This window comes from Mesorhizobium sp. LCM 4577, from assembly GCF_001854795.2.
Classification (GTDB): domain Bacteria; phylum Pseudomonadota; class Alphaproteobacteria; order Rhizobiales; family Rhizobiaceae; genus Mesorhizobium; species Mesorhizobium plurifarium.
Map to the genome: position 1 here is coordinate 99,739 of NZ_MDDU01000002.1, position 24,050 is coordinate 123,788.

19 protein-coding genes are annotated in these 24,050 nt (G+C 64.3%); 9 read left to right on the forward strand and 10 right to left on the reverse strand.

Annotated features, from left to right (window positions below; translation table 11 throughout):
* Position 1 precedes the first annotated feature (1 nt).
* A complete protein-coding gene (locus tag LCM4577_RS05045; protein ID WP_083354639.1) occupies positions 2 to 1,183 on the reverse strand; it encodes a substrate-binding protein in 1,182 nt (393 codons plus the stop codon).
* A gap of 333 nt (positions 1,184 to 1,516) precedes the next feature.
* On the opposite strand from LCM4577_RS05045, the gene LCM4577_RS05050 reads away from it, so the two are divergent.
* Positions 1,517 to 3,550 carry a YgiQ family radical SAM protein gene (locus tag LCM4577_RS05050; RefSeq protein ID WP_071070000.1) on the forward strand — a complete coding sequence of 678 codons (2,034 nt, stop codon included), beginning with the start codon at positions 1,517 to 1,519 and terminating at the stop codon, positions 3,548 to 3,550.
* Positions 3,551 to 3,757: 207 nt separating this feature from the next.
* Here LCM4577_RS05050 and LCM4577_RS05055 read toward each other — a convergent pair whose 3' ends face one another.
* The 5 genes from LCM4577_RS05055 to LCM4577_RS05075 all read right to left on the reverse strand — a co-directional run bounded on the left by LCM4577_RS05055 (position 3,758) and on the right by LCM4577_RS05075 (position 10,623).
* A complete protein-coding gene (locus tag LCM4577_RS05055) occupies positions 3,758 to 6,148 on the reverse strand; it encodes a S8 family peptidase (protein WP_157900449.1) in 2,391 nt (796 codons plus the stop codon).
* Between the two features lie 129 nt (positions 6,149 to 6,277).
* On the reverse strand, positions 6,278 to 7,249 hold the full coding sequence (locus LCM4577_RS05060) for an AAA family ATPase (protein ID WP_041012709.1): 972 nt from the start codon (positions 7,247 to 7,249) through the stop codon (positions 6,278 to 6,280).
* 380 nt (positions 7,250 to 7,629) lie between these two features.
* Positions 7,630 to 8,910: an RsmB/NOP family class I SAM-dependent RNA methyltransferase gene (locus tag LCM4577_RS05065; RefSeq protein ID WP_198541020.1), complete on the reverse strand. Its 1,281-nt coding sequence runs from the start codon at positions 8,908 to 8,910 to the stop codon at positions 7,630 to 7,632.
* A 114-nt stretch (positions 8,911 to 9,024) separates the two neighbouring features.
* Positions 9,025 to 9,780: an SDR family NAD(P)-dependent oxidoreductase gene (locus LCM4577_RS05070; protein WP_244508222.1), complete on the reverse strand. Its 756-nt coding sequence runs from the start codon at positions 9,778 to 9,780 to the stop codon at positions 9,025 to 9,027.
* Between the two features lie 72 nt (positions 9,781 to 9,852).
* Positions 9,853 to 10,623 (reverse strand): SDR family NAD(P)-dependent oxidoreductase, encoded by a 771-nt coding sequence (locus LCM4577_RS05075; RefSeq protein WP_071070009.1) that lies wholly within the window; start codon positions 10,621 to 10,623, stop codon positions 9,853 to 9,855.
* Between the two features lie 495 nt (positions 10,624 to 11,118).
* On the opposite strand from LCM4577_RS05075, the gene LCM4577_RS05080 reads away from it, so the two are divergent.
* Both LCM4577_RS05080 and LCM4577_RS05085 read left to right on the forward strand, forming a co-directional pair.
* A complete protein-coding gene (locus tag LCM4577_RS05080) occupies positions 11,119 to 11,985 on the forward strand; it encodes a hypothetical protein (RefSeq protein WP_071070011.1) in 867 nt (288 codons plus the stop codon).
* 100 nt (positions 11,986 to 12,085) lie between these two features.
* Positions 12,086 to 12,943: a hypothetical protein gene (locus LCM4577_RS05085; RefSeq protein WP_244508223.1), complete on the forward strand. Its 858-nt coding sequence runs from the start codon at positions 12,086 to 12,088 to the stop codon at positions 12,941 to 12,943.
* 6 nt (positions 12,944 to 12,949) lie between these two features.
* On the opposite strand, the gene LCM4577_RS05090 is transcribed toward LCM4577_RS05085, so the two are convergent.
* On the reverse strand, positions 12,950 to 14,152 hold the full coding sequence (locus LCM4577_RS05090) for an ROK family transcriptional regulator (protein ID WP_071070013.1): 1,203 nt from the start codon (positions 14,150 to 14,152) through the stop codon (positions 12,950 to 12,952).
* A 213-nt stretch (positions 14,153 to 14,365) separates the two neighbouring features.
* On the opposite strand from LCM4577_RS05090, the gene LCM4577_RS05095 reads away from it, so the two are divergent.
* The 6 genes from LCM4577_RS05095 (at position 14,366) to LCM4577_RS05120 (ending at position 20,541) form a co-directional block, all read left to right on the forward strand.
* A complete protein-coding gene (locus tag LCM4577_RS05095; protein ID WP_071033039.1) occupies positions 14,366 to 15,604 on the forward strand; it encodes an extracellular solute-binding protein in 1,239 nt (412 codons plus the stop codon).
* Positions 15,605 to 15,791: 187 nt separating this feature from the next.
* Positions 15,792 to 16,676 (forward strand): carbohydrate ABC transporter permease, encoded by an 885-nt coding sequence (locus LCM4577_RS05100; RefSeq protein WP_071033038.1) that lies wholly within the window; start codon positions 15,792 to 15,794, stop codon positions 16,674 to 16,676.
* Complete coding sequence (locus tag LCM4577_RS05105; protein ID WP_071070015.1) at positions 16,676 to 17,521, forward strand: carbohydrate ABC transporter permease; 846 nt, start codon at positions 16,676 to 16,678, stop codon at positions 17,519 to 17,521. Before LCM4577_RS05100 ends, LCM4577_RS05105 begins: the two co-directional genes overlap by 1 nt.
* Before the next feature lie 2 nt (positions 17,522 to 17,523).
* Positions 17,524 to 18,540, forward strand: coding sequence for an SIS domain-containing protein (locus LCM4577_RS05110; RefSeq protein WP_071033036.1), 1,017 nt, complete (start codon positions 17,524 to 17,526; stop codon positions 18,538 to 18,540).
* A complete protein-coding gene (locus LCM4577_RS05115; RefSeq protein WP_071070016.1) occupies positions 18,540 to 19,478 on the forward strand; it encodes a PfkB family carbohydrate kinase in 939 nt (312 codons plus the stop codon). The genes LCM4577_RS05110 and LCM4577_RS05115 overlap by 1 nt, the downstream gene beginning before the upstream one ends.
* Positions 19,465 to 20,541 carry an ABC transporter ATP-binding protein gene (locus tag LCM4577_RS05120; RefSeq protein WP_071070018.1) on the forward strand — a complete coding sequence of 359 codons (1,077 nt, stop codon included), beginning with the start codon at positions 19,465 to 19,467 and terminating at the stop codon, positions 20,539 to 20,541. Before LCM4577_RS05115 ends, LCM4577_RS05120 begins: the two co-directional genes overlap by 14 nt.
* 150 nt (positions 20,542 to 20,691) lie before the next feature.
* Here the strand turns inward: LCM4577_RS05120 and LCM4577_RS05125 are convergent, their stop codons facing one another.
* From LCM4577_RS05125 to LCM4577_RS05135, 3 genes are all read right to left on the reverse strand, one after another.
* Complete coding sequence (locus LCM4577_RS05125) at positions 20,692 to 22,206, reverse strand: aldehyde dehydrogenase family protein (RefSeq protein WP_071070020.1); 1,515 nt, start codon at positions 22,204 to 22,206, stop codon at positions 20,692 to 20,694.
* A 184-nt stretch (positions 22,207 to 22,390) separates the two neighbouring features.
* Positions 22,391 to 23,665, reverse strand: a complete 1,275-nt coding sequence (locus LCM4577_RS05130) for an RNA polymerase sigma factor (protein WP_071070023.1) — start codon at positions 23,663 to 23,665, stop codon at positions 22,391 to 22,393.
* A complete protein-coding gene (locus LCM4577_RS05135) occupies positions 23,662 to 24,036 on the reverse strand; it encodes a YciI family protein (protein WP_071033032.1) in 375 nt (124 codons plus the stop codon). Before LCM4577_RS05135 ends, LCM4577_RS05130 begins: the two co-directional genes overlap by 4 nt.
* Positions 24,037 to 24,050 lie beyond the last annotated feature (14 nt).

Genomic DNA, 24,050 nt, shown 5'->3' on the forward strand with positions numbered 1-24,050 from the left:
GTCAGCCGCACTGGCTGGGCGCAACGATACGGCCGAGGTCCTTCAGGACCTTGAGTTGGCCGTTGTCCACCTGAACGATGAGCACGTTGAGGTCGGCGTGGCGGTCCGAGGCGCGCAGATCCACCTCGCCATTGCCCGACATCAGCGACTGCCCGACCATCGCGGCAAGTATCTTTTCCTTGTCGTCGGCGCCCGCCTTCTTGACGCCTTCGATGAAGAAGCGCGTCAGCGTGTAGTGCGCGTCGGTGGTGTTGGAGACCACCGCATTCGCGCCGTAGCGGGTATGGAAACGCTGCACGAAGGCCTTCGCCTCCGGCTTGTCCAGATTGGCGATGAAATTGGACGGCGCGACGATGCCGTTCGATTCCGTCTCGGAGAGACCGGCCACGTAGTTCTCGTTGAAGCCGAAGAAGATGATCTTGATCTTGCTCTGCAGCCCGGCGGCGGCGAACTGCTTGACGAAGGTGACGGCGTCGGCGCCGACGATGGTGATGACCACGACGTCGGCGCCGGCGCTTTCGATCTTGCGCAGAGTGGCCGCGTAATCCTTGGCGCCCCAGGGCGTGTATTCTTCGCCAACCACCTTGGCCTTCACCTTCTCGACTTCCTCGCGGAAGGCCTTGTTCATCTTCTGCGGCCAGACATAGTCGCTGCCGACGAGATAGAACGCCTTGCCGAGGTTCTCCACGGCATAGGGCACCAACGGGTTGACCCAGTGCGCCGGCAAGGCGCTGTAGCAGGTCACATAACGGCTGCAGACACCGCCCTCATAGTCGGTGGCATAGAGCAGCGGGGTCTTGTAGCGCTCGATCGTCGGCAGCATGGCGTCGCGGTTGGCGCTGGTGACGGGGCCGATGATGGCGGTGACCTTGTCGCGGCGGATCAGTTCGCTGGTGCGCTCAACCGCGGTCTTGGGATCGGTGCGGTCATCCGCCTTGACGATCTCGAACATGCGCCCGCCGAGCACGCCGCCCGCCTCGTTGGCCTCCAGAAGCGCCATTTCAGCGCCCTGGAATCCCTGCTGGCCGAGCACCTCGAGGCCGCCCGAGAAGGGTTGCAGGATGCCCACCTTGATGGGGTCTCCGGCAGCGCGCGCGACGTAGGGCATGGCCAGGCCGGCCAGAGCGCCGGCAGCGCCGGTGAACAGCACCTTGCGGCGTGAAATCCTCGAATTCAGATGCATCTCGTTCTCCTCCAGATCTGGATGCCTGCTTGCCGAGTCTACCTCTCGGCTATGTCCGCCCGGCAGCGCCGGGCAATCCCCATGCGACGTCCGGCCCCGGGAATGGCCTCGGAGAAACCGGCAAACGGATGACTTCCTGCCGCGCCCTTGTGCGCCGATGAGCGGTGTGACGACTGAGACTGGGTCAATGCGCAGGTCCACCTAACGCGCCCCTCGCGCGGTCGATTATTTGTTTGTAGTCAAACAAGATTATGGGTGTTCAAACAATCTGTCAATCGACCCGAAATCGAGGTTAATTGAATTCGCGCTGCCGGCGTCCTATACGTCGAGGCCATGGAAACCATAGCCAGCGCCCAGCAAAACATCGCTCCCCTGTCCGGCAGCAAGCCTCCTGCCGGACGGGCGGCGCCGTTCCTGCCGATGAGCCGCGCCGAGATGACGGCGCTCGGCTGGGATGAATGCGACATCGTGCTCGTCACAGGCGACGCCTATGTCGATCATCCGAGCTTCGGCATGGCGATCATCGGCCGCTTGCTCGAAGCCCAGGGTTTTCGGGTCGGCATCATCTCGCAGCCCGACTGGCAGTCGGCGGAACCGTTCAAGGCGCTGGGCAGACCGAGACTGTTCTTCGGCGTCACCGGCGGCAACCTCGATTCCATGGTCAACCGCTACACCTCGGACCGCAAGCTGCGCCACGACGACGCCTATACGGCAGGCGGCGAAGGCGGCAAGCGGCCGGACCGCTGCACCATCGTCTATACGCAGCGCTGCCGCGAGGCCTACAAGGACGTGCCGGTGGTTTTGGGCGGCATCGAAGCCTCGCTGCGCCGCATTGCCCACTACGACTACTGGTCCGACAAGGTGCGCCGCTCGATCCTGGCCGATGCCAAGGCCGACCTCTTGATCTACGGCAATGCCGAGCGCGCCGTCGTCGAGGTGGCGAACCGGCTCGCCGCCGGCGAGACGCCGCGCCAGCTCGATTCCGTCAGGGGCGTCGCCCTGTTCCGCCGCGTGCCCGAGCACTTCACTGAGCTCCACGCAGACGATCTCGATTCCGCCGACGAGGGCGCGAGCCGCAAGCCCGGCGACATCGTGATCCGGCTGCCGTCCTTCGAACAGGTCGAGGACGATCGCGACGCCTATGCCCGCGCTTCGCGCGTGCTGCACCGCGAGGCCAACCCCGGCAATGCCCGCCCGCTCGTCCAGCGCCATGGCGACCGCGACCTGTGGCTCAATCCGCCGCCCATCCCGCTGACTTCCGACGAGATGGACGCCGTCTACGACCTGCCCTACGCGCGCGCCCCGCATCCGTCCTATGGCGATGCCAAGATCCCCGCCTGGGACATGATCAAGTTCTCGGTGACGGTGATGCGCGGCTGCTTCGGCGGCTGCACCTTCTGCTCGATCACCGAGCACGAGGGCCGCATCATCCAGAACCGCTCCGAGGGCTCGATCCTGCGCGAGATCGAGAAGATCCGCGACAAGACCCCGGGCTTTACCGGCGTGATCTCCGATATCGGCGGGCCGACCGCCAATATGTACCGGATGGCTTGCAAGGACCCGAAGATCGAGGCGGCCTGCCGGCTGCCGTCCTGCGTGTTTCCCGACATCTGCCCCAACCTCAACACCTCGCATGACGACCTGATCCGGCTCTACCGCAAGGTGCGCGAGGTCAAGGGCGTCAAGAAGGTGATGGTTGCCTCCGGCGTGCGCTACGACCTGGCCGTCAAGAGCCCCGAATATGTCAAGGAACTGGTGACCCACCACGTCGGCGGCTATCTCAAGATCGCGCCCGAGCACACCGAGCGCGGGCCGCTCGACAAGATGATGAAGCCCGGCATCGGCGCCTATGACCGCTTCAAGGAGATGTTCGACGCAGCCGCCAAGGAAGCCGGCAAGAAATACTATCTCATTCCGTATTTCATCGCCGCCCATCCCGGCACGACCGACGAGGACATGATGCACCTCGCGCTCTGGCTGAAGAAGAACCGCTACCGTGCCGACCAGGTGCAGACCTTCCTGCCTTCGCCCATGGCGACCGCGACGGCCATGTACCATACCGGCGTCAACACGCTGAAGGGCGTGCGGCGCGGCGCGACCGACAAGGTCGAGACCGTTCGCGGTGGGCGGCAGCGCCGGCTGCACAAGGCATTCCTGCGCTACCACGACCCCGACAATTGGCCGCTGCTGCGCGATGCGTTGAAGGAGATGGGCCGCGCCGACCTCATCGGCCCCCGCCCCGACCAGCTCGTGCCAGCCCACCAGCCGCCCGGCACCGGCAAGGCCGCCGCCACGAAGCGGCCGGTGAGGCCTATCGGCAGGGGGCAGAGGTTCACGACGAAGGGCGTGCCGCTGCTGAAGAAGTGAGGCGTAACGCTCGGTCAGCATAACTGACCTGCCGGGTGTCGGTTCGAGCCAGCAGATCTGGCTTCGACGGCAGCTTGGCGCCCAGAATTGGCCGTTCATGGCGCCTTTGCCGTAGGCTGAGAACAGACATTGCCCGTACGTTTGCGCCTGACGAAATAGCCAAAGAGCAATGTAGCGTTMCGCCGCCTCAGGGTGTGCTCTTCGCGGTCAGTTAGTGAGTTCGATCTCGACAGGGATTTTAGGCGTAATCTCGGCCGCAATTKGGGTATAAAGATCGATCTCCACGTCCGGCGACGCCAGCGTCACCACCAGCGCATAACGTGCCTGCTGCTCTAGCACCGCCTTGTTGCCTCGCTCCTTCCACCAGCCCCCGACGGGTTTCACGCAGATAAGGTCCCGCGAGGCAAGCCTGGCACCGCTGCCGATCCATTGGTCGCAGTGAATCGACCCTACCGATATGCTGCTTGGTCCGAATTGCCAACCTGAGTCATTGGGACGCGCGGCTGTGGCCAATCCGAGAGGCAATTTCTCTTCGGCATTGATACCGGCACGAAACCGAATCTCACTCTCCTGCGGGCGCTTGAGGTCGAAGCRCAAGCCAAATGACTGGTACTTTTGGGGGTCTATGGCTGCCGCACGGCCGGGGTTCGGTTCGATGAAATAAGAGAGTGTCACCTTCAGGATGAAGTCCTGATCCGCATATTGCTCCAAGATCTCCTTCGGCCAGGGCAGCGGATAATAATGGCATTCGTTGAAGCCTTTGCTGTATGTCTTCACTCCATCCTCGATGGTGATTTTTCTGCGGTAAGGCTGGATCACCTGCTGCGCAACAAGCGCCAGATGATCGGTGGCCGATGCCGTCGCGCGCTCGTAGGATGGCACGCCATAGCCGAAGCATCGCGCGAGGCGCTGCTTTTCGCGGAGGCTGTCCGTCGCCTGAAGGCGCTGCCACATCGGCTCGGTCCATTCGGCGCTGTGCACCATGAGCGCACGGATGGTCTCCGGCCAGTAGTTTGGATGATCGGCTTTCAGTCGGGCGGCGAGCCGCGAGGCAAGTGCCGTGGCTGCGCTGGTCGCAGCGAAGTTCACGATCGGCAGACGGTCGGCTTCACTGCCGGTCGTCAGCAGCTCCAGTGAGGGGCAGGAAACAAGGCTCTGGCCGTTGACGGACCTCGCCCGGTTGCCTGCCTCCATGACGATTTCGGGTTTGACAGGGGTCTTGCCCTGCACCCAGGCCAGCGAATTGCGCGAATACGGGCTTAGCTCACCCATTGGGGCCATGGGCTGATAGCCGTCCAGCCCATCATCAATAATCTGTTTCTGCGTATATCCGCCGACAGTCAGCGCATTCCAAGCCTGCGCTGGGTCTTCGATCGGATAATTCTCAAAGGGTTGAAGATCGGCGAAGTTCATGACGGCTGGCACGTTGCCCGCCGAAATAAAGAACAGGCGGCGCGGAGAGTTCGCGTCATCCCCCTCCATTCTGCCGATGGCGGCACGATCAACCGATGCGCTCCAACTTGTGCCGCGTTCGCCCGACACTTCCTCATTGGTGATGGCCATGCAAAAGATGCGATCCGAATCCGGATTCTGGATTTCGGCGAGGGCGATGGCGGTCGACGTGATCGTGCCCAATCTCGCCGGTTCGTTCGGCGGGAAGCCATCGGCGGGCATGATGCGCACGGATTCCAGCCGGTGACGAAGTGGCCTCTCGCCCTGATCCTGAAGGGCGGCGAAGAGATCGCCATGGAGCGCCAGTCCGGCCATCTCCGTGCCGTGGCTATCCACCTGATTGTCAGTGGGCACCCAATCTGGATTGGCGGTGAGCAGATCGGCTTCCGCCAGAGCGGGTTCGATGAGTACATGGGCGCGGTTGACGCCGGTATCGAGCAGGCAGACGCGGGGAGCGTCAGCACCTGGCCAAGCGACACGCTCGGCCAGATCACTGGCCCAATCATGCTGGTTCTCGCGCTCCTCTTCCATAAAGAAGGAAGGCGTGTCGGAGCCACGGCGAAGCTCGGTGATGCCCCTGCAGGCGAACAGCGCCACTTCGATATCCGTACGGCGGGCGAAGACCGGCACAACAATCGTTTCGGGGAAGGTCAGGCGGTAGTCGTCATCGGCGATCTGGCATTCGAGCTGCGCCAGTACCTCAAGCACCTCGCCCTCAAAGCCGCGAGTACACCAGACTTCCCACCAGATTTGCGCCTGTGGGTCGTCGGGAAGCGCAACGGGATTGTCGGTCCAGAAGGACAGCAGACGAGCGCGCCTGATGCCCTCGATCGGCTCGACATAGGATTTATGCTGCGGCTTATCCCTCGCGGTCAGCGGCCCGGCGCGATAATCCTCCAGTATGGTCTCCAGCACTGGCAGGGATTCGTCCGGCACGAACAGGACGGCAGTCAGCTTTTCAGTTTCGGCGTCCCGCTTTGCCGCGCCTGACAGAATGCCGGAGTTCTTTTTGTCGAGATTCTCCGCGTCGGCACCCTTTCGCAGTTCCACCTCGTAATAGGCACCCGCAGAACGTTCAAACCGTTCGTCGGGCGAAGGGGATTCGGCGACCTCCTGAAAGGCGGCGCGCAATTGGTCAAGGAGCATAGCACCATGCTCCTGGCGAACGCGCGGGGCGCTTCCATCTCCCATGTTTCGAGGAGGTGATTTGTAGAGGCTGGTCTGTCGTCGATTGGAAATGTCGAGATGAGGCAGGACGAAATCAGGCATATCGGGTTAGCGGGGCTTCGGGTTGGAGAATGCCTCCTGCATAGCGCGTCGTTCGCCCAGCCGCCGGACGAGCTGATCTGAGGTGACGACATTGGTCTCGCTGAGAATGGCCGATTTCACGGCGTCTTCCGTCGCGCGGGCAATCTCGGCCTGACTTAGGCCTTCGGCGGCCTTGAACAGCGTTTTCCACGCGAGACGCGGCGCTTTGAAGGGACGCAACGCGCTGAGGATGATTTGCCTTACCTGAGCCTGCGATGGCATGTCGAAGGGCGCCACAAGATCGAAGCGGCGCAACAGCGCGTTATCGAGCAGATCGGGATGGTTCGTCGCGCCGATAATAAGGCTGTCGGTCGAGTTCTCCTCCTCCATATATTGGAGGAAGGAGTTCAGGACGCGTCGCATTTCGGCCACATCGTTTGTGGCATTGCGCCTCCCGCCGACTGCATCGAATTCATCGAAGAGATAGACGCCGCGCCGTTTCACGGTTTCGTCAAAGACGAGCCGCAGCTTCGCGGCGGTTTCGCCCATGAAACGCGTTATCAAGCCTTCCAGTCGAATAACGAAAAGCGGGAGGAGGAGTTGCCCTGCCAGCGCCTCGGCGGTCATGGTCTTGCCGGAGCCGGGTGGRCCGACGAATAGGGCACGACGATTTGGCGTCTTGCCGTGCTCGCGCAGCCAGCTCCGCTTTTGCTGCTCGCGCACCAATTCATCAAGACGCGCGCGAAGCGTCTGATCCAGCACCACGTCCTTGAGGGTGTAGCGGGGTTCCCGATGCTCGATAAGTCCTTCCAATTCGCCACGCGGCTTGGCGAACGGGATCGCGACGGGGGTTTCCCTGCGCGATTTCCGTGCGATTTCAACGGCGGAGCGAAGCGCCTCGGCGCTGGAGCGGCGTCCCTGCCGCGCCTCGGAGGCGGCTACCTGCAACGCGATCGAATAGAATTGCTCGTCGTCGCCCTCAGCGCGACTGTGCAGCATCGCCAATATTTGTTTCGCGTTGGACAAAGGTTTGAGCTTTCTAAGTCACCAGCCGTGTTCTGCTCAGCCTGATGCGATCCTATATCGGAACAGCAGAAACAAAAGGTCAACCGCGACGTCGAATCGGTAGCCCACAGAAAATGATCAGTACCATGGGCATTCTACGCGAGAAATGGCGCTGACGTGCCGCCAGCGTCGCCAGAATGTCCGCCGATCAGAGTGGCAGTTGTTTGAGTTCCGCAGCCTCAGGCTGCCAGTCCGCTTGCGGCCCGTTCGGGCCATTTAAAAAATGGATCTCGAATAGCAGGCATGGCTACCCGCCAAGGCTTCAACCTCGAGCATCAGCCCCGGTTGGCTGACCACACCATCATCGTCCAATCTCAGCCCCCGCCGGGTGGCGACACCGCCTCTCGCTGCATAACAGCGGCAAAGAAGCCGTCGGTGTCGTTGCGCGCGGGCGACAGCGACAGGTAGTCGGAATGGGATGAATTCGTCAGTTGCGGCGCGGCCTCGTTGAGCGGCACGGCACGAAAGGCGGGATGCGCCGCAAGGAAAGCGGCCACCTGGTCCTCATTCTCCTCCGACAGCATGGAGCATGTCGCGTAGACCAGCCGTCCGCYGGGCTTCACCAGACGCGCCGCGCTCGCCAGGATGCGGGCTTGCAGCGACACGAGATTATCCAGACCCTGTTCCTCTGGCGCGCGCCAGCGTGCGTCGGGATTGCGGCGCCAGGTGCCGGTGCCGCTGCAAGGCACGTCCACCAGAACGCGATCGAAACCACCCTTGTGGCGCTTGATCCACTGATCCGTTTCGCTGGCCAGGAGCCGGGTCTGGATGTTGTGCAATCCTGCCTGCCGGAAGCGCTCGGCGCCGCGCTTCAAACGGCCTTCCATGACGTCGCAGGCGACCACATGGCCCTTGTTGTTCATCTGCGCGGCGATGGCCAGTGTCTTGCCGCCGGCTCCGGCGCAAAAATCGACCACGCGCTCGCCCGGCCGGGCATCGACCAGCATGGCGACAAGCTGCGAGCCCTCGTCCTGGATCTCGACCTCGCCTTTCTTCAGCATCGGCAGGCTGGCCAGCGAGGGGCGCTCCTGCACGCGAATGCCGTAAGGGGCCAGGGCCGAAGGCTGCGCCCGCAGGCCAAGGTCCTTCAACGCGCCAAGCATGGCCTCACGTGTCGACTTGATCGGATTGACGCGCAGGTCGAGCGGCGCCGGCGTCAAAAGCGCGGCCATTTCTTGGCTGAACGCTTCCCCGAAACGGCGCCGCAGCGGATCGGCCGCCCAGGACGGACATTCGAGGCGCACTTCTTCCGGCATGCCGGGATGGTCGATCGTGCATCCCTGCAGTTTGACCAGCAGCGCGTGCTCTTGACCCGTCAGGATGGCAGGCGCGAATTTCACGCCATTGAACAAGCGTTCGATCTGATCGGGCGTCGTGCCTGCCTTGAGCGTCAGCCATGCAAGCAGCCGGTTGCGGGGCTTGTCCTCGCGCCCATGCCTGGCCAGCCACCAGCCAAGCCGCGCATGATGCCGCAGGAGCGCATAAAGCAGCTCCAGAATCTGGCCACGGTCCTTGTCGCCGATATAGCGTCGGGCCCGAAACCAGACCGAGACGACGGCATCCGCGGGACGCGGAATGCTATCGACTTCATGCATAAGTTCGATTGTGGCTTGCAGGCGGGCGGCAGGGGTCACGGAACGACGGTCAGGCTGGAAAAACGCCTATATAGGCGACAGAGCCGTTCCTGACCATTGTTCGCGTCCCAGCGCTCATCCCTTGCGTTCCTGCAGGATGTTGCCGCCGTCCACGACGAGGACCGCGCCGTTGACATAGCTCGCCGCGTCGGAGGCCAGGAACAGCACGGCGGCCGCGACTTCCGCGGGGCTGCCGGCGCGGCCAAGCGGCGTGTTGCGCGCGGCGACCAACTCCTCCGGCGTCGAGGCGCCGGTCGCGATCCAGCCCGGCGCCACGGCGTTGACCGTGACGCCGTCGCGGCCGACCTCCAGGGCGAGCGCATGCGTCAGCCCGATCATGCCTGCCTTGGCCGCGGAATAGGCGGCCTCGCCTTCGTTGGACACGTAAGGCCCTGTCACCGAGGCCATGTTGACGACGCGCCCATGGCCGCGCCGCACCATGCCGGCCAGGAATCCGCGCGTGCTCAAGAAGGCGGTCTTCAGGCTGACATCGATGCCGCGATCCCAGTCGCTTTCGCTGAGATCGAGAAACCGCCGCTGCAATGCCGGCTGGGCAACGGTGCCCATCCCGGCATTGTTGACGAGGATATCGATTTCGCCGACCTCGGAGCCTAAGCGATCGACATCCCCGGAAAGCGTCAGGTCGGCCACGACAGCGCTTATATCGAGCCCCTCCCCCCGCAATTCCTCCGCGCGTTGCTCGACGCGTGCGGAGGAAGCGGTGATGACGACCGAAAGACCGGCCTCGCCCAGCGCCCGCGCGGTAGCGATGCCGATACCGTCGGCGGCGCCCGCGCCGGTCACCAACGCCCTGCGAGACTTGCGGAACACAATCATTTCCTCTCCACCGTTAGAATGCCGGCATGCCGGCGCGGGCGATCGCGATGAAACCGATCCCTGGGTTCAGTAACCGGCGCTGACGCCGAAATCGATCGAAAGCGCGGCCCCGGTGATCGGCGCCGCGCCCGGCTGGCAAAGATAGTGGATGAAGGAAGCGATCTCTTCCACCTGGATGAACCTTGCTTTGTCCCCTTGCGGATAGTGCCCCAGAAGCCGGCGCTTGTAGCCGTCGGGGTCATCTCCGCCATAGGTCTTGGCCTGATATTCGATCATCGGCGTCGCCGTGTCGCCGGGGCAGACGGCGTTGACCCTGATGCCTTGCGGGGCAAGTTCCAGGGCAAGGGCCTTGGTCAAAAGCACCAGCCCGCCTTTCGAGGCGCAATAGACGGACGCCCCGTTGTTGCCGACGATGCCGGCGTCGGACGCGATGTTGACGATCACGCCCTGCGCCGCCGCCAGATGCGGGATGGCCGCCGAGATCAGGAAGAACGCGCCCTTGAGATTGACGTCCAGCACAAGGTCCCACTGGTCTTCTGCGACCTCGCTCGCCGGCCCTTCGAGCCAAACGCCCGCGGCGTTGACCAGGATGTCGAGCGCTCCGCCCCAGTCCCTGGCCTTGCCCACCACATCGCGGCAGGCGGCAACGGAGCGGATATCGAGCGACAAACCGATCGCCTGCGCCCCGGTCGCGGCAATCTTGGCCACGGCGGCGTCGAGCTTGGGACCGGCAAGATCGGCAAGCGCGATCCGCTCGCCGTCAGCGGCGAAACGCAGCCCGGTCGCGAGACCCATTCCCCCGGCGCCGCCGGCAATCAGGACCGTCTTGCCAGCCATTCGACAACCTCCACGAAACGCAGTTCGGCAAAGGCAACCACGCCATTGGGCCATGTCGCATGAACCAGCCAGGCAAAACAATGATCTCAGCGCGCCGTGCCGCGCGGGATCATCCCAGCTAGAGCGTCGTGACACCGAAGACCGTCGACAGGGTGTTGCCGGGCTTGCCGCCCTTGCACAGGCGTGTCGGCACAAACCCCCGGAACCGTGCCGGCAGGCTGCTCAGCCAACGGCAAGGGCGGACATATCGAAGATCGTCCCCGGAGGTCCGGCGGAAACAGCCCACGCCGGTGGCGCGCTCATAGGGACTCGTCAATTCAACGCGGGGCTGCGGGTCCGACTATTATTGGGACGGGTTTCGCGAACCGATGCAAAGAGTTAGCAACGAATTCACCACCTGATCGTTCGTTGTCCCAATGGGCAACTGGACACGACCGGCCAAGACTGGAAATCTTCATTTGTCGTTGCTTGGAATCGCATGGAGTGCCGCAAGGAATGCCGCTAAGTGCCGCAGAGATCGCCCGTCATCCGGCAGCGCTTCGCAGTGTGCAGGAGCAGTCGCGCGCGCTCATCCGTGTCTACGAAACGACTCCGCGGCTGGYCGCCGTCTTCGCCACCCAGCAGCGCTGGCTGCTTGGCCATGTCGGCCTGGCGTTGCATTTCCGGCGCGATCCCAACGACCGCCGCACAGAGATGACGATGGCGCGCTTCATCGAGGCCGTGCGCCGCCATTCGGTGGCCAGCCGCAACACCGCCGAAGCTTTCGTCAAGGAGATGCTGCATTACAACATCGCCGAATATATCTCGGCCGGCGGTGATGGCCGCGCCCACCCCATGCAGGTCACGACGGCCACCGTGGAGACCTTCACCAACTGGATCTACGCGCATCTGAGAACGCTCGACCGCATAGATGGCGGAACCCGGCTGGCGGCCTTCCTCGACCAGCCCGAAATGCTCCCCACCCTGCAGCCGCTGATCGCCGACGGATTGCTCGCCAGCGACGGCGTGCGGGAGCCCGGACCGACTTTCTCGTTGTTTATCTGGCTGAACAACGGCGGCATCGTCATGGATTGGCTGATGTCCGGCATCGATCCGGAGGACGCTTATCTCGACAGGATACCGACCAGCGTCATTTCGGTCAGCGAATTCGCGCACTGGCTGAAGCTCTCCCGCACGCATCTGGCGCGCAAGCTCTATGATGCCGAGGCGCTCGGCAGCATCGGCTGGATCGGCCAGCGCGGTCATTCCGTGATGTGGGTTTCGAGGGCTTTCTTCGACGAATACATGGCCGTCCAGGCAGCCAAGCTGGCCGTCGTCGACGAAGCGTTCGAGGCCTGTCTCTCAGCTCTGAAAGAGCGCTGACCACCGCAACGGCGCGGCCCCGCTGGCGAGTGCGGGCCAAAMCTGCTATCCGCAGCGTGCGAGCATACAGCATCTTTGGGGTGGAAGCTGGGAGGGTGCGTTGACCTATGAAGACATTGCCGGTCACCCGGCATTGCCCGCTTGCGTGCGCGCACAGGCCTTGGCGATGCAGCAAGCCTATCAAGGAAACCCGCGAGCCTCCTCGGTCTTTGCCACCCAGCAACGCTGGCTGATGGCGCATATCGGTCTTGCCTTGTATTTTCGCAGGGATCCCAGCGACTACCGGAAGGAGCTGACGGCGGCGCGTTTTGTCGACGTCACCGTCCAGCATGCGGTGGCAAGCCGGAACACGGCTCATGCCTTCATCAAGGAAATGCAGCACTACAATTTCATCGAGGTCGGGCCGGCGGGCGACGACGGCCGCATTCGCCCTTTGCGGCTGCCCGCCATCACCCTGGAGCCGTTGATCGGCTGGATCCATATGCATCTAGGCACGCTCGATGCTCTTGACGGCGGGCACCGGCTGGAAACATTCCGGGCACGGCCGCAATTGCTGGCGCAATTGCAGCCGTTGATCGCGGACGGGCTGGTTTCCTCCGTGCCGGTGCGCGAGCCGCAACAGACTTTTTCGCTGTTCACCTGGCTCAACAATGGCGGCGTCGTCATGGATTGGCTGATCTCGGGCGTCGACCCTCAGAATGCCGGCCAGGAGCGTATCCCGACCGGCGTGCTGTCGATCGGCGATTTCGCCAGATGGCTGAAGCTGTCGCGCACCCACCTTGCGCGCAAATTGCGCGATGCCGAGGCGCTTGGCAGCGTCGGCTGGCTGGGGCAGCGCGGCAATTCCATCATGTGGATCTCGAACGAATTCTATGGCGAATACCTCACCGCGCAGGCGGTCAAGCTCGCCATCATCGACGCGGCTTTCGCCGCCAGCACCACGCAAGCGATGGACTGACCGGCTCTATCCGGCCTTCAGGATAGCGGAAAAACGCGGATCGAAGGCCCGGCTGATCGGCTCTGCCGCGGCGCCCACCGCGATCGCCCAGGGATCGGTGGTGCCCAGCTGCAGCCGCGGCAGGCGCCGGACCGGCCGGTCCGCGATCGACGGCAGCAGCGGATGCATGGCCTGAAGCAGGAGCCGGGCCAACGCCTCGGGCGCGCTGCTGGTGAGAATGACGGTTTGCGGGTCGAAGATCGTTTCGATCAGATGTACGCTCCAGCGCAGGTCGGACGCGGCTCTTTCGACCCAGCCCATGACCCTCGGGTCTTGCACGAGCGCCAGCGCGCCGAGCTTTTCGTAAAGTCCCCTTTCGGCGGGATCGAGGCCGAGATGCTGGTAGAGCGACGCGAGCGAGGCGCGATGCTCCAACGGCGTCGAGCCGGGTCCGGACGGCGACAGCAATGCCCTGCCGATCTCGCCGGCATTGCCGTTGCCGCCATTGTAGAGCTCGCCGTTCAGGATAAGCCCCGCGGCGATGCCATAGCCGACATAAAGGCAGACCGCATGGTCGACGCCGTGCGCGGCACCGACGATGCGCTCTGCCGTGGCGCAGGCAGCGGCATCGTTCTGCAGCCCGACATTCAATCCCGTGCCGGCGGCAAGCGTCTCGAGCAGCGGGAATTGCTGCCAGGCCGGCATCATCCATTTGTCGTCGGATTCCCTTAGGCCGAACGGCCCCGGCATGGCGACGCCAAGGCCGACCAGCCGCCGCTCGGACTGGGCGAACAAGGAAGCCAACTCCCGCCTGACGCGGTCGACTAGGCTCAGGATGATCTTGGCGCCGGCTGATGSCTCGTCGAGCGGCAGACCTGCCTCGGCGCGCGCGATCACCTTGCCGACGAGGTCGACCACCACGACGCGCGTCAAATGCCGGTCGATCTGCAGCCCGATGGCGAACGCCCCTTCGGGTACCAGCCGATAGGGCGTGAAAGGCTGCCCCCTGCCCTTGCGCACCGCATCCAGGGCCACGACCAGGCCGTCCCGCTCGAGATCCTCGACGATGTTGGAAACCGCCTGCTTGGTGAGCTGCGTCGCCCGCGCAAGGTCCGCGCGCGAGAGCGCGCCGTTGAGCCGCAGCGCCTCTATCATGACGCGGCGGTTATGCGCGCTGGTACCCTCCTGGTTGGTGCCGCTCTTGGCACGGATCGGGCTGATATCATGCACCGTCGCTTCCCCTCTTGACTCCATTAAAGGATTGATCGACTAATTAAGTCAAGCGAATTGACTTAATAGGTGAGGCCCGCGCGGCTCTACAAAAAGACGGCAAGGCTTTCGGGCTCCGCCGCACGCCGCTGAGGACGGATCCGGTCACGCGAAGCGAATTCGAGGAAGCGGCTGGCCGCTCCCTTGCAGCTGTCTAAAATGGGAGAAAGACAAATGCTGAAATCGATCGGTAAGACACTTCTGGGCGCGGTGTTCGTCGGCGGGCTGTACGTCCCCCACGCCTTCGCCGAAACCACCTTGAACGCGCTCTTCATGGCGCAGGCCGCCTACAGCGAGGCTGACGTGCGCTCGATGACGGAGGCCTTCACCAAGGCCAATCCGGACATCAAGGTTAACCTCGAATTCGTTCCCTATGAAGGCCTGCACGACAAGACCGTGCTCGCCCAAGGATCCGGCGGCGGCTATGACGTGGTGCTGTTCGACGTCATCTGGCCTGCTGAATACGCGACCAACAAGGTGCTGGTCGACGTGTCGTCGAAGATCACCGACGACATGAAGAAGGGCGTGCTGCCCGGCGCCTGGACCACCGTCCAGTATGACGGCAAGTATTACGGCATGCCGTGGATCCTCGACACCAAATACCTGTTCTACAACAAGGAAATCCTGGAAAAGGCCGGCATCAAGGCGCCGCCGAAGACCTGGGAAGAGCTCGGCCAACAGGCCAAGATCATCCAGGACAAGGGGTTGCTGAAGACGCCGATCGCCTGGAGCTGGTCGCAGGCCGAAGCAGCCGTCTGCGATTACACCACGCTGGTCAGCGCCTATGGCGGCGACTTCCTCAAGGACGGCAAGCCCGACTTCCAGAATGGCGGCGGCGTTTCGGCGCTGAAATACATGGTCGACAGCTACAAATCGGGCCTAACCAATCCGAATTCCAAAGAATTCCTGGAAGAGGACGTCCGCAAGGTGTTCGAGAACGGCGATGCCGCTTTCGCGCTGAACTGGACCTACATGTACAACATGGCCAACGACCCGAAGGATTCGAAGGTCGCCGGCAAGGTCGGCGTCGTGCCGGCGCCGGGCGTCGCCGGCACCAGCGAGGTGTCCGCCGTCAACGGCTCCATGGGCCTCGGCATCACGGCGGTGTCGAAGCATCAGGACGAAGCCTGGAAGTACATCGAGTTCATGACCTCGCAGGCGACGCAGAACCAGTATGCCAAGCTCTCGCTGCCGATCTGGGCCTCGTCCTATGACGATCCGGCCGTCACCAAGGGCCAGGAAGAGCTGATTGCCGCCGCCAAGCTCGGCCTCGCCGCGATGTATCCGCGCCCGACCACGCCGAAATACCAGCAGCTGTCGACGGCGCTGCAGCAGGCGATCCAGGAATCGCTGCTCGGCCAGACGACGCCGGAGGACGCGCTCAAGACCGCCGCCGAAAACAGCGGCCTCTGATCTGGCGTTCCTCGACGCGGGCGGCCTCATCGACGAGCGCCGCCCATGCTATTTCGAGAGCAATTCCAGGAAAAGTGTGAAGCGGTTTTCCGTCCGGAATTGCGTTAAAACAAAGAGATAGAGCGGTTCGCCGGTTCCGTGAAACGGTGAACCGCTCTGACCGGATGACGGGAGAGAGGCGCCTCTGATGTCAGGCACCTGGATGACGACTCGCGCGTGGCTGTTGATGCTGCCGCTTCTGGTGGTCATGGTCGCCGTTATCGGCTGGCCATTGGTCGATACCGTCAGGCTTTCCTTTACCGACGCCCAACTGGTCGGCACGGCGGGCAACTATGTCGGCTTCGACAACTACGCCAAGATGCTGACGAGCTCGAATTTCACCCGCACCCTGGTCACCACCACCTGGTTCGCCGTCATTTCGGTCGCCGCCGAGATGGTGATCGGCGTGCTCGCGGCCCTCCTGCTCAATCAGGAGTTCCGCGGCCGTGCCGTGTTGCGCGGGCTGATGATCCTGCCCTGGGCGCTGCCCACCGTCGTCAACGCGACGCTCTGGCGGCTGATCTACAATCCCGAATATGGGGCGCTGAACGCGGCGCTGACGCAACTCCATCTCATCGACGACTATCGTTCCTGGCTGGGTGAGCCCGGCACGGCGCTCGCGGCGTTGATCGTCGCCGACTGCTGGAAGAATTTTCCGCTTGTCGCGCTGATTGCGCTCGCCGCCCTGCAGGCCGTGCCGCGCGACATCACCGCCGCAGCGCTTGTCGACGGCGCCGGGCCGTTCAACCGCTTCCGTTTTGTGATCCTGCCCTATCTTGCAGGCCCGCTGATGGTGGCGCTGGTGCTGCGCACCATCGAAGCCTTCAAGGTCTTCGACATCATCTGGGTGATGACACGCGGCGGCCCCGCCAGCAGCACGCGCTCGCTGTCGATCCTCGTCTACCAGGAAGCCTTCTCCTTCCAGCGCGCCGGCTCCGGCGCCTCGCTGGCGCTGATCGTCACGCTGCTCGTCACCGTGCTCGCCGTCGCCTATGCGGCGCTGGTGAGGAAAACCGCCGGGAGCGCGGCCTGATGGAACGCAGAAGCCCGGTCTTCACCGTCTTCGTCCATGCCTGCGCCCTCCTGCTCGCCGCCGTGATCCTGGCGCCGCTCGCCTGGCTCTTCGTCATGAGCATATCGCCGGCGGCCGATCTTGCCGCCAAGCCGCTGCGCTGGTGGCCGCAGGCGGCCGATTTCTCCCGCTACGCGCAGCTTCTGTCGAGGGCCGAAAATAGCGCCGGCGCGGCCTTCACGTCATCGCTGCGCAACAGCCTGGAGGTCGCCGGCATGGCGACTCTCGCCGCTGTCGTCCTTGCCGTGCCCGCCGGCTGGGCCGTCTCGCGCACGCCCTCGGTCGGCTGGTCGCTGTCGATGGTGATCGCCACCTACATGCTGCCGCCGGTGGCGCTCTCCGTGCCGCTTTATATGGGCCTGTCCTGGCTCGGCCTGCTCAACAACGTCTTTGGCCTGGCGCTGATCTATCTGACCATCCTCGCGCCCTTCACCACCTGGCTGATGAAATCGGGCTTCGATTCCATCCCGCGCGAGATCGAGGCCGCGGCGATGATCGACGGGGCGGGACTGCTCCAGACTTGGCGCATCATCACCTTGCCGCTGGCCGCGCCCGTGGTGGCGACATCAGCGTTGTTTGCCGTGCTACTCGCCTGGGATGAGTTCTTCTACGCCCTGCTCTTCACCTCGGACCAGCGGGCAAAGACACTGACCGTCGCCATCGCCGATCTCGCCGGCGGCCGCGTCTCCGACTACGGACTGATCGCCACCGCCGGCGTGCTGGCAGCCTTGCCGCCAGTGCTGATCGGCCTCGTCATGCAACGCGCGCTGATCTCAGGCCTAACCAGCGGCGGAGTGAAAGGATAAAGATGACTGCGGAAAGGAAACGCCCGGCAGGGCTCGTCGCGATCGATCGCGAGATGGCGCGCCAGCATCAGGATGCGCTGGCCTCCTTCGAGAATAACAGGGATGCCGCCGCCAAGGTCGCTGCTTCGATCAGGAAGAACGGGCGGCTCGTCCTGCTCGGCATGGGCGCCTCGCATGCCGTCGCCCGCGCGGTCGAGCCGCTCTATCGCGCCCATGGAATCGACGCCATCGCGCTGCCGCTGTCGGAACAGCTCGGACAGCCGCTGCCGCTTGAAGGCAGGACGGTGCTCGTCACCTCGCAGTCGGGCGAGAGCGCCGAGGTGCTGCGCTGGTTTGCCGAGACCGGCGGTCGCGCCGAAACCTTCGGCCTGACGCTGGAGAAAGGCTCGTTCCTCGGCCGCACCGTGCCTTGCCTCGTCGGCGCCGGCGGCACCGAGCTTGCCTTTGCCGCGACCCGCAGCCTGACCGTGACCTTCGCCCTGCATCTCGCCATCCTGGCCGCGCTTGGCGACGATCCCGCCGCCGCGATTGACGAGCTCAAGGCGCCTCGAATGGTCGAGATCGATGCCGCGCTCGCGGCGCTGAGAACGGTCGCGACCATCGTCACGTCCGGCCGCAAGCTTCAAGGCGTGGCTGAAGCCCTTGCGCTCGGCTTCACCGAACTGTCGCGCCTGCCTTGTTTCTCGCTCGAAGGTGGCCAGCTGCGCCACGGGCCGATGGAGATGCTGGGCCCGAGCATTGGCGTCGTGCTCTTCCGAGGCAACGACCCGACCGCCGACCTCGTCACCGCGATGGCCCTGTCCGTCGTCGAGACCGGCGCGCCGCTGATTGTCTTCGACGCCTCGGGCATGTCGCCGGTCCCGGGCGCCGTGACATTGGCCTTCGAACCCGCCACGGGCCTGGCGGCGGTCTTTGCCATGCTGCCGGTGGCGCAGCGCCTGATGATCGCCTTTGCCGATTCCCGCGTCGAGAACGCCGGAACGCCGGTGCGTACGACCAAGATCACCAGGAGCGAGTGATGCGGCCGCTTGCGGTGATCGGCAACGTCAATGTCGACCTGATCGTCGGCCCGGTCGCGCCTTGGCCGAAGGCAGGGACGGAGACCGTCGTCGACCACGACGATCTCCGCGTCGGCGGCCAGGCCGGCAATACGGCGCTTGCCTGGCAGGCGCTGGACATCGACTTCGAAATTGCCGCCAATATCGGTGACGATCAGTTCGGGCGCTGGCTGCGCGAAGCCTTTGGAGACCGGGCGCAAAAATGGCCGGTTTGTCCCGAAGGCACGACATTGTCGGTCGGCATGACCCATCCGGACGGCGAGCGCACCTTCTTCACCACGCGCGGCCACCTGCCCCGCTTCAGCCTGGCCGACGTGCTCGCCGTGCTTGACGGAAATCGGCTTTCCGGCGGCTACGCGCTGCTCTGCGGCTCTTTCCTTACCGACGACCTGACGCGCGATTACGATGCCTTCTTCGACTGGGCCGAGGCGCACCGCATCGCCGTCGCGCTCGACACAGGCTGGCCGATCGACGGTTGGACCGAGGCGAACTGCGCCGCTGCGCGCAACTGGCTGTCGCGCTGCGAACTGGCGCTCTTCAACGAGGTCGAGACGACGACATTGGCCGGTCTCGCAAGTCCGGCGGAAGCGGCGCGCAAGATCCGCGACGGCATGAGGAATGGCGCGACGGTCGTCGTCAAGCGTGGACCCGACGGCGCGATTGCCATCGGCTCCGACGGCAAATTCATCGAAGTGCCTGCGCCGAGCGTCACCGTCATCGACACGATCGGCGCCGGTGATGTCTTCAACGCCGCTTTCCTGGCCGCGCTGGTGCAAGAGCAGTCGCTGGAGGACTGCCTCTCCACCGCCATTCAGGTGGCGTCGCGCGCCATCTCAACCCTGCCCCGCGACTATGGCGGGCCGATCCAGTTCGAGGATGCCGCCCATGAGCGCGCTTGAAATCCGCGATGTCCGCAAGAATTACGGCAGCGTCGAGACGCTGAAAGGCATCGACATCGCGCTCGAGAACGGCGAGTTCCTTGTGCTGCTCGGCTCCTCGGGCTGCGGCAAGTCCACTCTGCTCAACATCATCGCCGGTCTCGCCGAAGCAACCAGCGGCGACGTCAAGATCGGCGGGCGCTCGGTGCTTGGCGTGCATCCGAAGAACCGCGACATCGCCATGGTCTTCCAGTCCTACGCGCTCTATCCGAACCTGACGGTCAGCCGCAACATCGGCTTCGGCCTGGAGATGCGCAAGATTCCCGCCGCCGAGCGCGACAAGGCGGTGCGCGAGACGGCGAAGCTTTTGCAGATCGAGAACCTGCTCGACCGCAAGCCCGGCCAGTTGTCCGGCGGCCAGCGCCAACGTGTCGCCATCGGCCGCGCGCTCGTGCGCAAGCCGCAGGTCTTCCTGTTCGACGAACCGCTCTCCAATCTCGACGCCAAGCTGCGCCTGGAAATGCGCACCGAGCTCAAGCGCCTGCACGAAATGCTGCGCACCACGGTGGTCTACGTCACGCATGACCAGATCGAGGCGATGACGCTGGCGACCCGCATCGCCGTTATGCGCGACGGTCGCATCGAACAGCTCGGCACACCGGAGGAGATCTACAACCACCCGGCGACGCTCTATGTCGCCGGCTTCGTCGGCGCGCCGGCGATGAACATGCTGGAAGCGGCTGTCGAGGATGGCAAGCTCGCCATTGCCGGCACGGATGCCCGGGTGACGCTGCCGCAACGCTACGCCAGCGCCGTCCGCAACGGTGCTTCGGTTGTCGTCGGCATCAGGCCAGAGGCGCTCCGCCTTGGAGCGGGCAGCGGTGCCGACATGTCGCTGCCGGTCGAGATCGATGTCGTCGAGCTGACGGGACCAGAGCAGGTCACCACGGCGCGGGTCGGAACCCAGCGGCTGACGGCAACCTTGCCGCCGCAGGCCCGCGTCGCCAAAGGCCAGTCATGCGCCTTTGTCTTCGACGCTGACGCGCTTCGCCTGTTCGACCCGGCGACCGGCAAAGCTTTCTGAGGAGCAATATCGAGCGGTTCGGCTTCTCCAAGCTGAACCGCTCGATAGAGCAATTCCAGGAAAGTGTGGGCGGTTTTCCGTCCGGAATTGCATCAAAATAAAGAGATAGGGCGTTTCGCCGTTTCCGTGAAACGGTGAAACGCACTGGTCTCAATCGATGTCGAACGACACGCCCTGTGCCAGCGGCAGCGCCTTGGAGAAGTTCACCGTGTTGGTGGCGCGGCGCATATAGGCCTTCCAGGCATCCGAGCCGCTCTCGCGGCCGCCACCCGTCTCCTTCTCGCCGCCGAACGCGCCGCCGATCTCGGCGCCCGAGGTGCCGATGTTGACGTTGGCGATGCCGCAATCCGAGCCGTCGACGCCGAGGAAACGCTCCGATTCCTGCAGGTCGCGGGTGAAGATCGACGACGACAGGCCGGCGCCGACCGCATTGTGCAGCTCGAGCGCCTCGTCGAAATCGGTGTATCTCATCACATAGAGGATCGGCGCGAAGGTTTCTTCCGTCACCGGCGAAACCTGCTTCGGCATCTCGACCAGCGCCGGATGCACGTAATAGGCGTCCGGATGACCGTTTTCGAACCGCGCGCCGCCGGTCACCTTGCCGCCATGGGCGGTGGCTTCCTTGAGCGCCTTCTGCATGTTGTCGAAGGCCGCCTTGTCGATCAGCGGGCCGACCAGCGCCTTGCCTTCGAGCGGATTGCCGACGGAGACGGACTGATAAGCCTTCTTCAAGCGCGGCAGGAGCGCGTCGTAGACGCTGTCATGCACGAACAGGCGCCTGAGCGTCGTGCAGCGCTGGCCGGCGGTGCCCATGGCGCCGAAGGCGATGGCGCGCAGCGTCATGTCGAGATCGGCGGTGGGCGTGACGATGCCGGCATTGTTGCCGCCGAGCTCAAGCACGGCGCGGGCAAAGCGCTTGGCGAGCCTGGGACCGACCTCGCGGCCCATGCGCGTCGAGCCGGTGGCCGAGACCAGCGGCACCTTCGGATGGTCAACCAGCACCTCGCCGACGGCGCGGTCGCCGATCAGCACCTGCAGCAGCCCCGCCGGCGCGTCGGCACCGAAGCGCTTGGCGGCGCGCTTGAAGATCGCCTCGCAGGCGAGTGCCGTCAGCGGCGTCTTTTCCGACGGCTTCCACACCACCGCATCGCCGCAGACGAAGGCAAGGGCCGCATTCCACGACCACACCGCGACCGGGAAGTTGAAGGCCGAGATCACGCCGACGACGCCGAGCGGATGCCAGGTCTCCATCATGCGGTGCCCGGGGCGTTCGGTGGCGATGGTGAGGCCATACAATTGCCGGGAAAGACCGACGGCGAAATCGCAGATGTCGATCATTTCCTGGACCTCGCCGAGCCCCTCGGACGGGATCTTGCCGACCTCGATCGACACCAGCCGGCCGAGCTCGTCCTTGTGCGCGCGCAACTCTTCGCCAAGAAGGCGCACCAGTTCGCCGCGCTTCGGTCCCGGCACCAGCCGCCAGGCCTGGAAAGCCTTGTGCGCGGCATCGATGGCCTTGCCGGCATCGGCGGCCGAGATCGACTTCAGCGCCGCGATCTCCTCGCCCGTCACCGGGCTGCGCACGATGAGGTCGCCTCCGACAAGCGCCTCCTTGGCGACGCCCAGTTTCTCGAGAAGCGAGGCCGTTTCCTTCACCAGTGTCATTTTTGTCCCTTTCAGATTCCGCCTCTCATAGGGCGGAAATGGAAGCCATGCGCCATGTCTTGGATGTGCCGTCAGGCACGCCCGGGCGCTTTGATGGCGTGGCATTACTCGTTTCAGGGAAAAACCGCCACCCCGGCATGGTCTAAGGCCCGAGCGTGAAATTGGGCCAGACGCCAAGGTCGGATCAGCGCGCCTTCTGCAATGAGGACTTCTCGGCGCTTTCCTTGATCAGCCGATCGATATGCATGCGGATATGCGCGGCCTCTGCCGCCGTGTTGGCCAAGGCGATGGCGCGGTCGAAGGCGACGCGCGCCTCCTCGTTGCGGCCAAGCTGCATCAGCAGCCCGCCCTTCAGCCCGAAGAAGTGGAAATAGCCCGACAGCCGCTCTTCCAGCGGCTCGATCATGGCAAGTGCGGCTTCCGGGCCGCGCACCTTGCTGACCGCGACGGCGCGGTTCAGCGTCACCACCGGCGAAGGTTGCATCTGCTCCAGCAGGCCGTAGAGCAAGTCGATCTCGGTCCAGTCGGTATCCTCGGCCGTCGCCGCCCGCGCATGCAGCGCCGCAATCGCCGCCTGCACCTGATAGGGGCCGGGCTTGCGGTGGCGCAGCGCCTTGTCGACCAGAGCCAGGCCCTCGTCGATCATCTTGCGGCTCCAGAGCGAGCGGTCCTGATCCTCGAGCAGCACGATCTCGCCATTCTCGTCGAAGCGCGCCGGCGCGCGCGCATGCTGGAGAAGCAGCAGCGCCGTCAGCCCCATGATTTCCGGTTCCTGCTGGAACAGCCTGAGCAATAGACGAGCAAGGCGGATCGCCTCTTCGCACAGCGGCGCGCGCGCCGGCGCCTCGCCGCCATTGCTCGAATAGCCTTCGTTGAAGATCAGATAGACCATCGCGGCGACGGCGGCGAGCCGCTCCGAGCGCTCGACCGCGCCCGGCGTCTCGAACGGCACGCCGGCATCGGCAATACGCGCCTTGGCGCGGGTGATGCGCTGTTCCATGGCGCTCTCGCCGACCAGGAAAGCGCGCGCGATCTGCTTGACGGTGAGGCCGGAGACGATGCGCAGCGCCACCGCGATCTGCTGCGTTGCCGGCAGATCCGGATGGCAGCAGATGAACAGAAGCCGCAGGATGTCGTCGCGATAATGCGCGCCGTCCAGCCGCTCGGCCATGTCGCTCTCGGCGTCCTCCAGATCGGATACCTGGTCTTCTTCCGGCATCGGCGCCTGCTTGGCGCGCTTGCGCACGGCGTCGATGCCGCTGTTGCGTCCGACGAAGATCAGCCAGGCCGCCGGATCGCGCGGCGGCCCGTTCTTCGGCCAGTTCTTGAGCGCCCTCAGGCACGCGTCCTGGAAAGCCTCTTCCGCGGCGTCGAGGTCGCGGAAGTAGCGCAGCAGCGCGCCCATCGCCTGCGGACGGGCGTTGCTGATCGCCGTGCTTATCCAGGCAATATCCGTCATACCGCTACCTTTGTCGGGTTGAAGACCGAAACCGGCCGGATCTCATAGGAGCCGCCGCTCGGATTGACCTCGGAGAGCTCGCGCGCGAACTCGACGGCTTCGTCGAGACCCTTGCATTCGAGCGTGTAGAAACCGAGGAACTGTTCCTTCGTCTCGGCGAACGGGCCGTCCAGCACGACCGCCTCGCCCTTGACCTTGCGCAGCGTCGTCGCCGCCGTCGTCGGCAAAAGGCGCGCCACGGGCCCGAGCCGGCCGGCCTTGGCGTATTTGTCCTGCACGTCGAGGATCTTCGCCATGACCTCGTCGTCCTGTTCCTTGCTCCAGGAGCAGACGACGTCTTCGGAGGCGTAGCAGAGGATGGCGTAGAGCATGGTTCGTCCTTTCC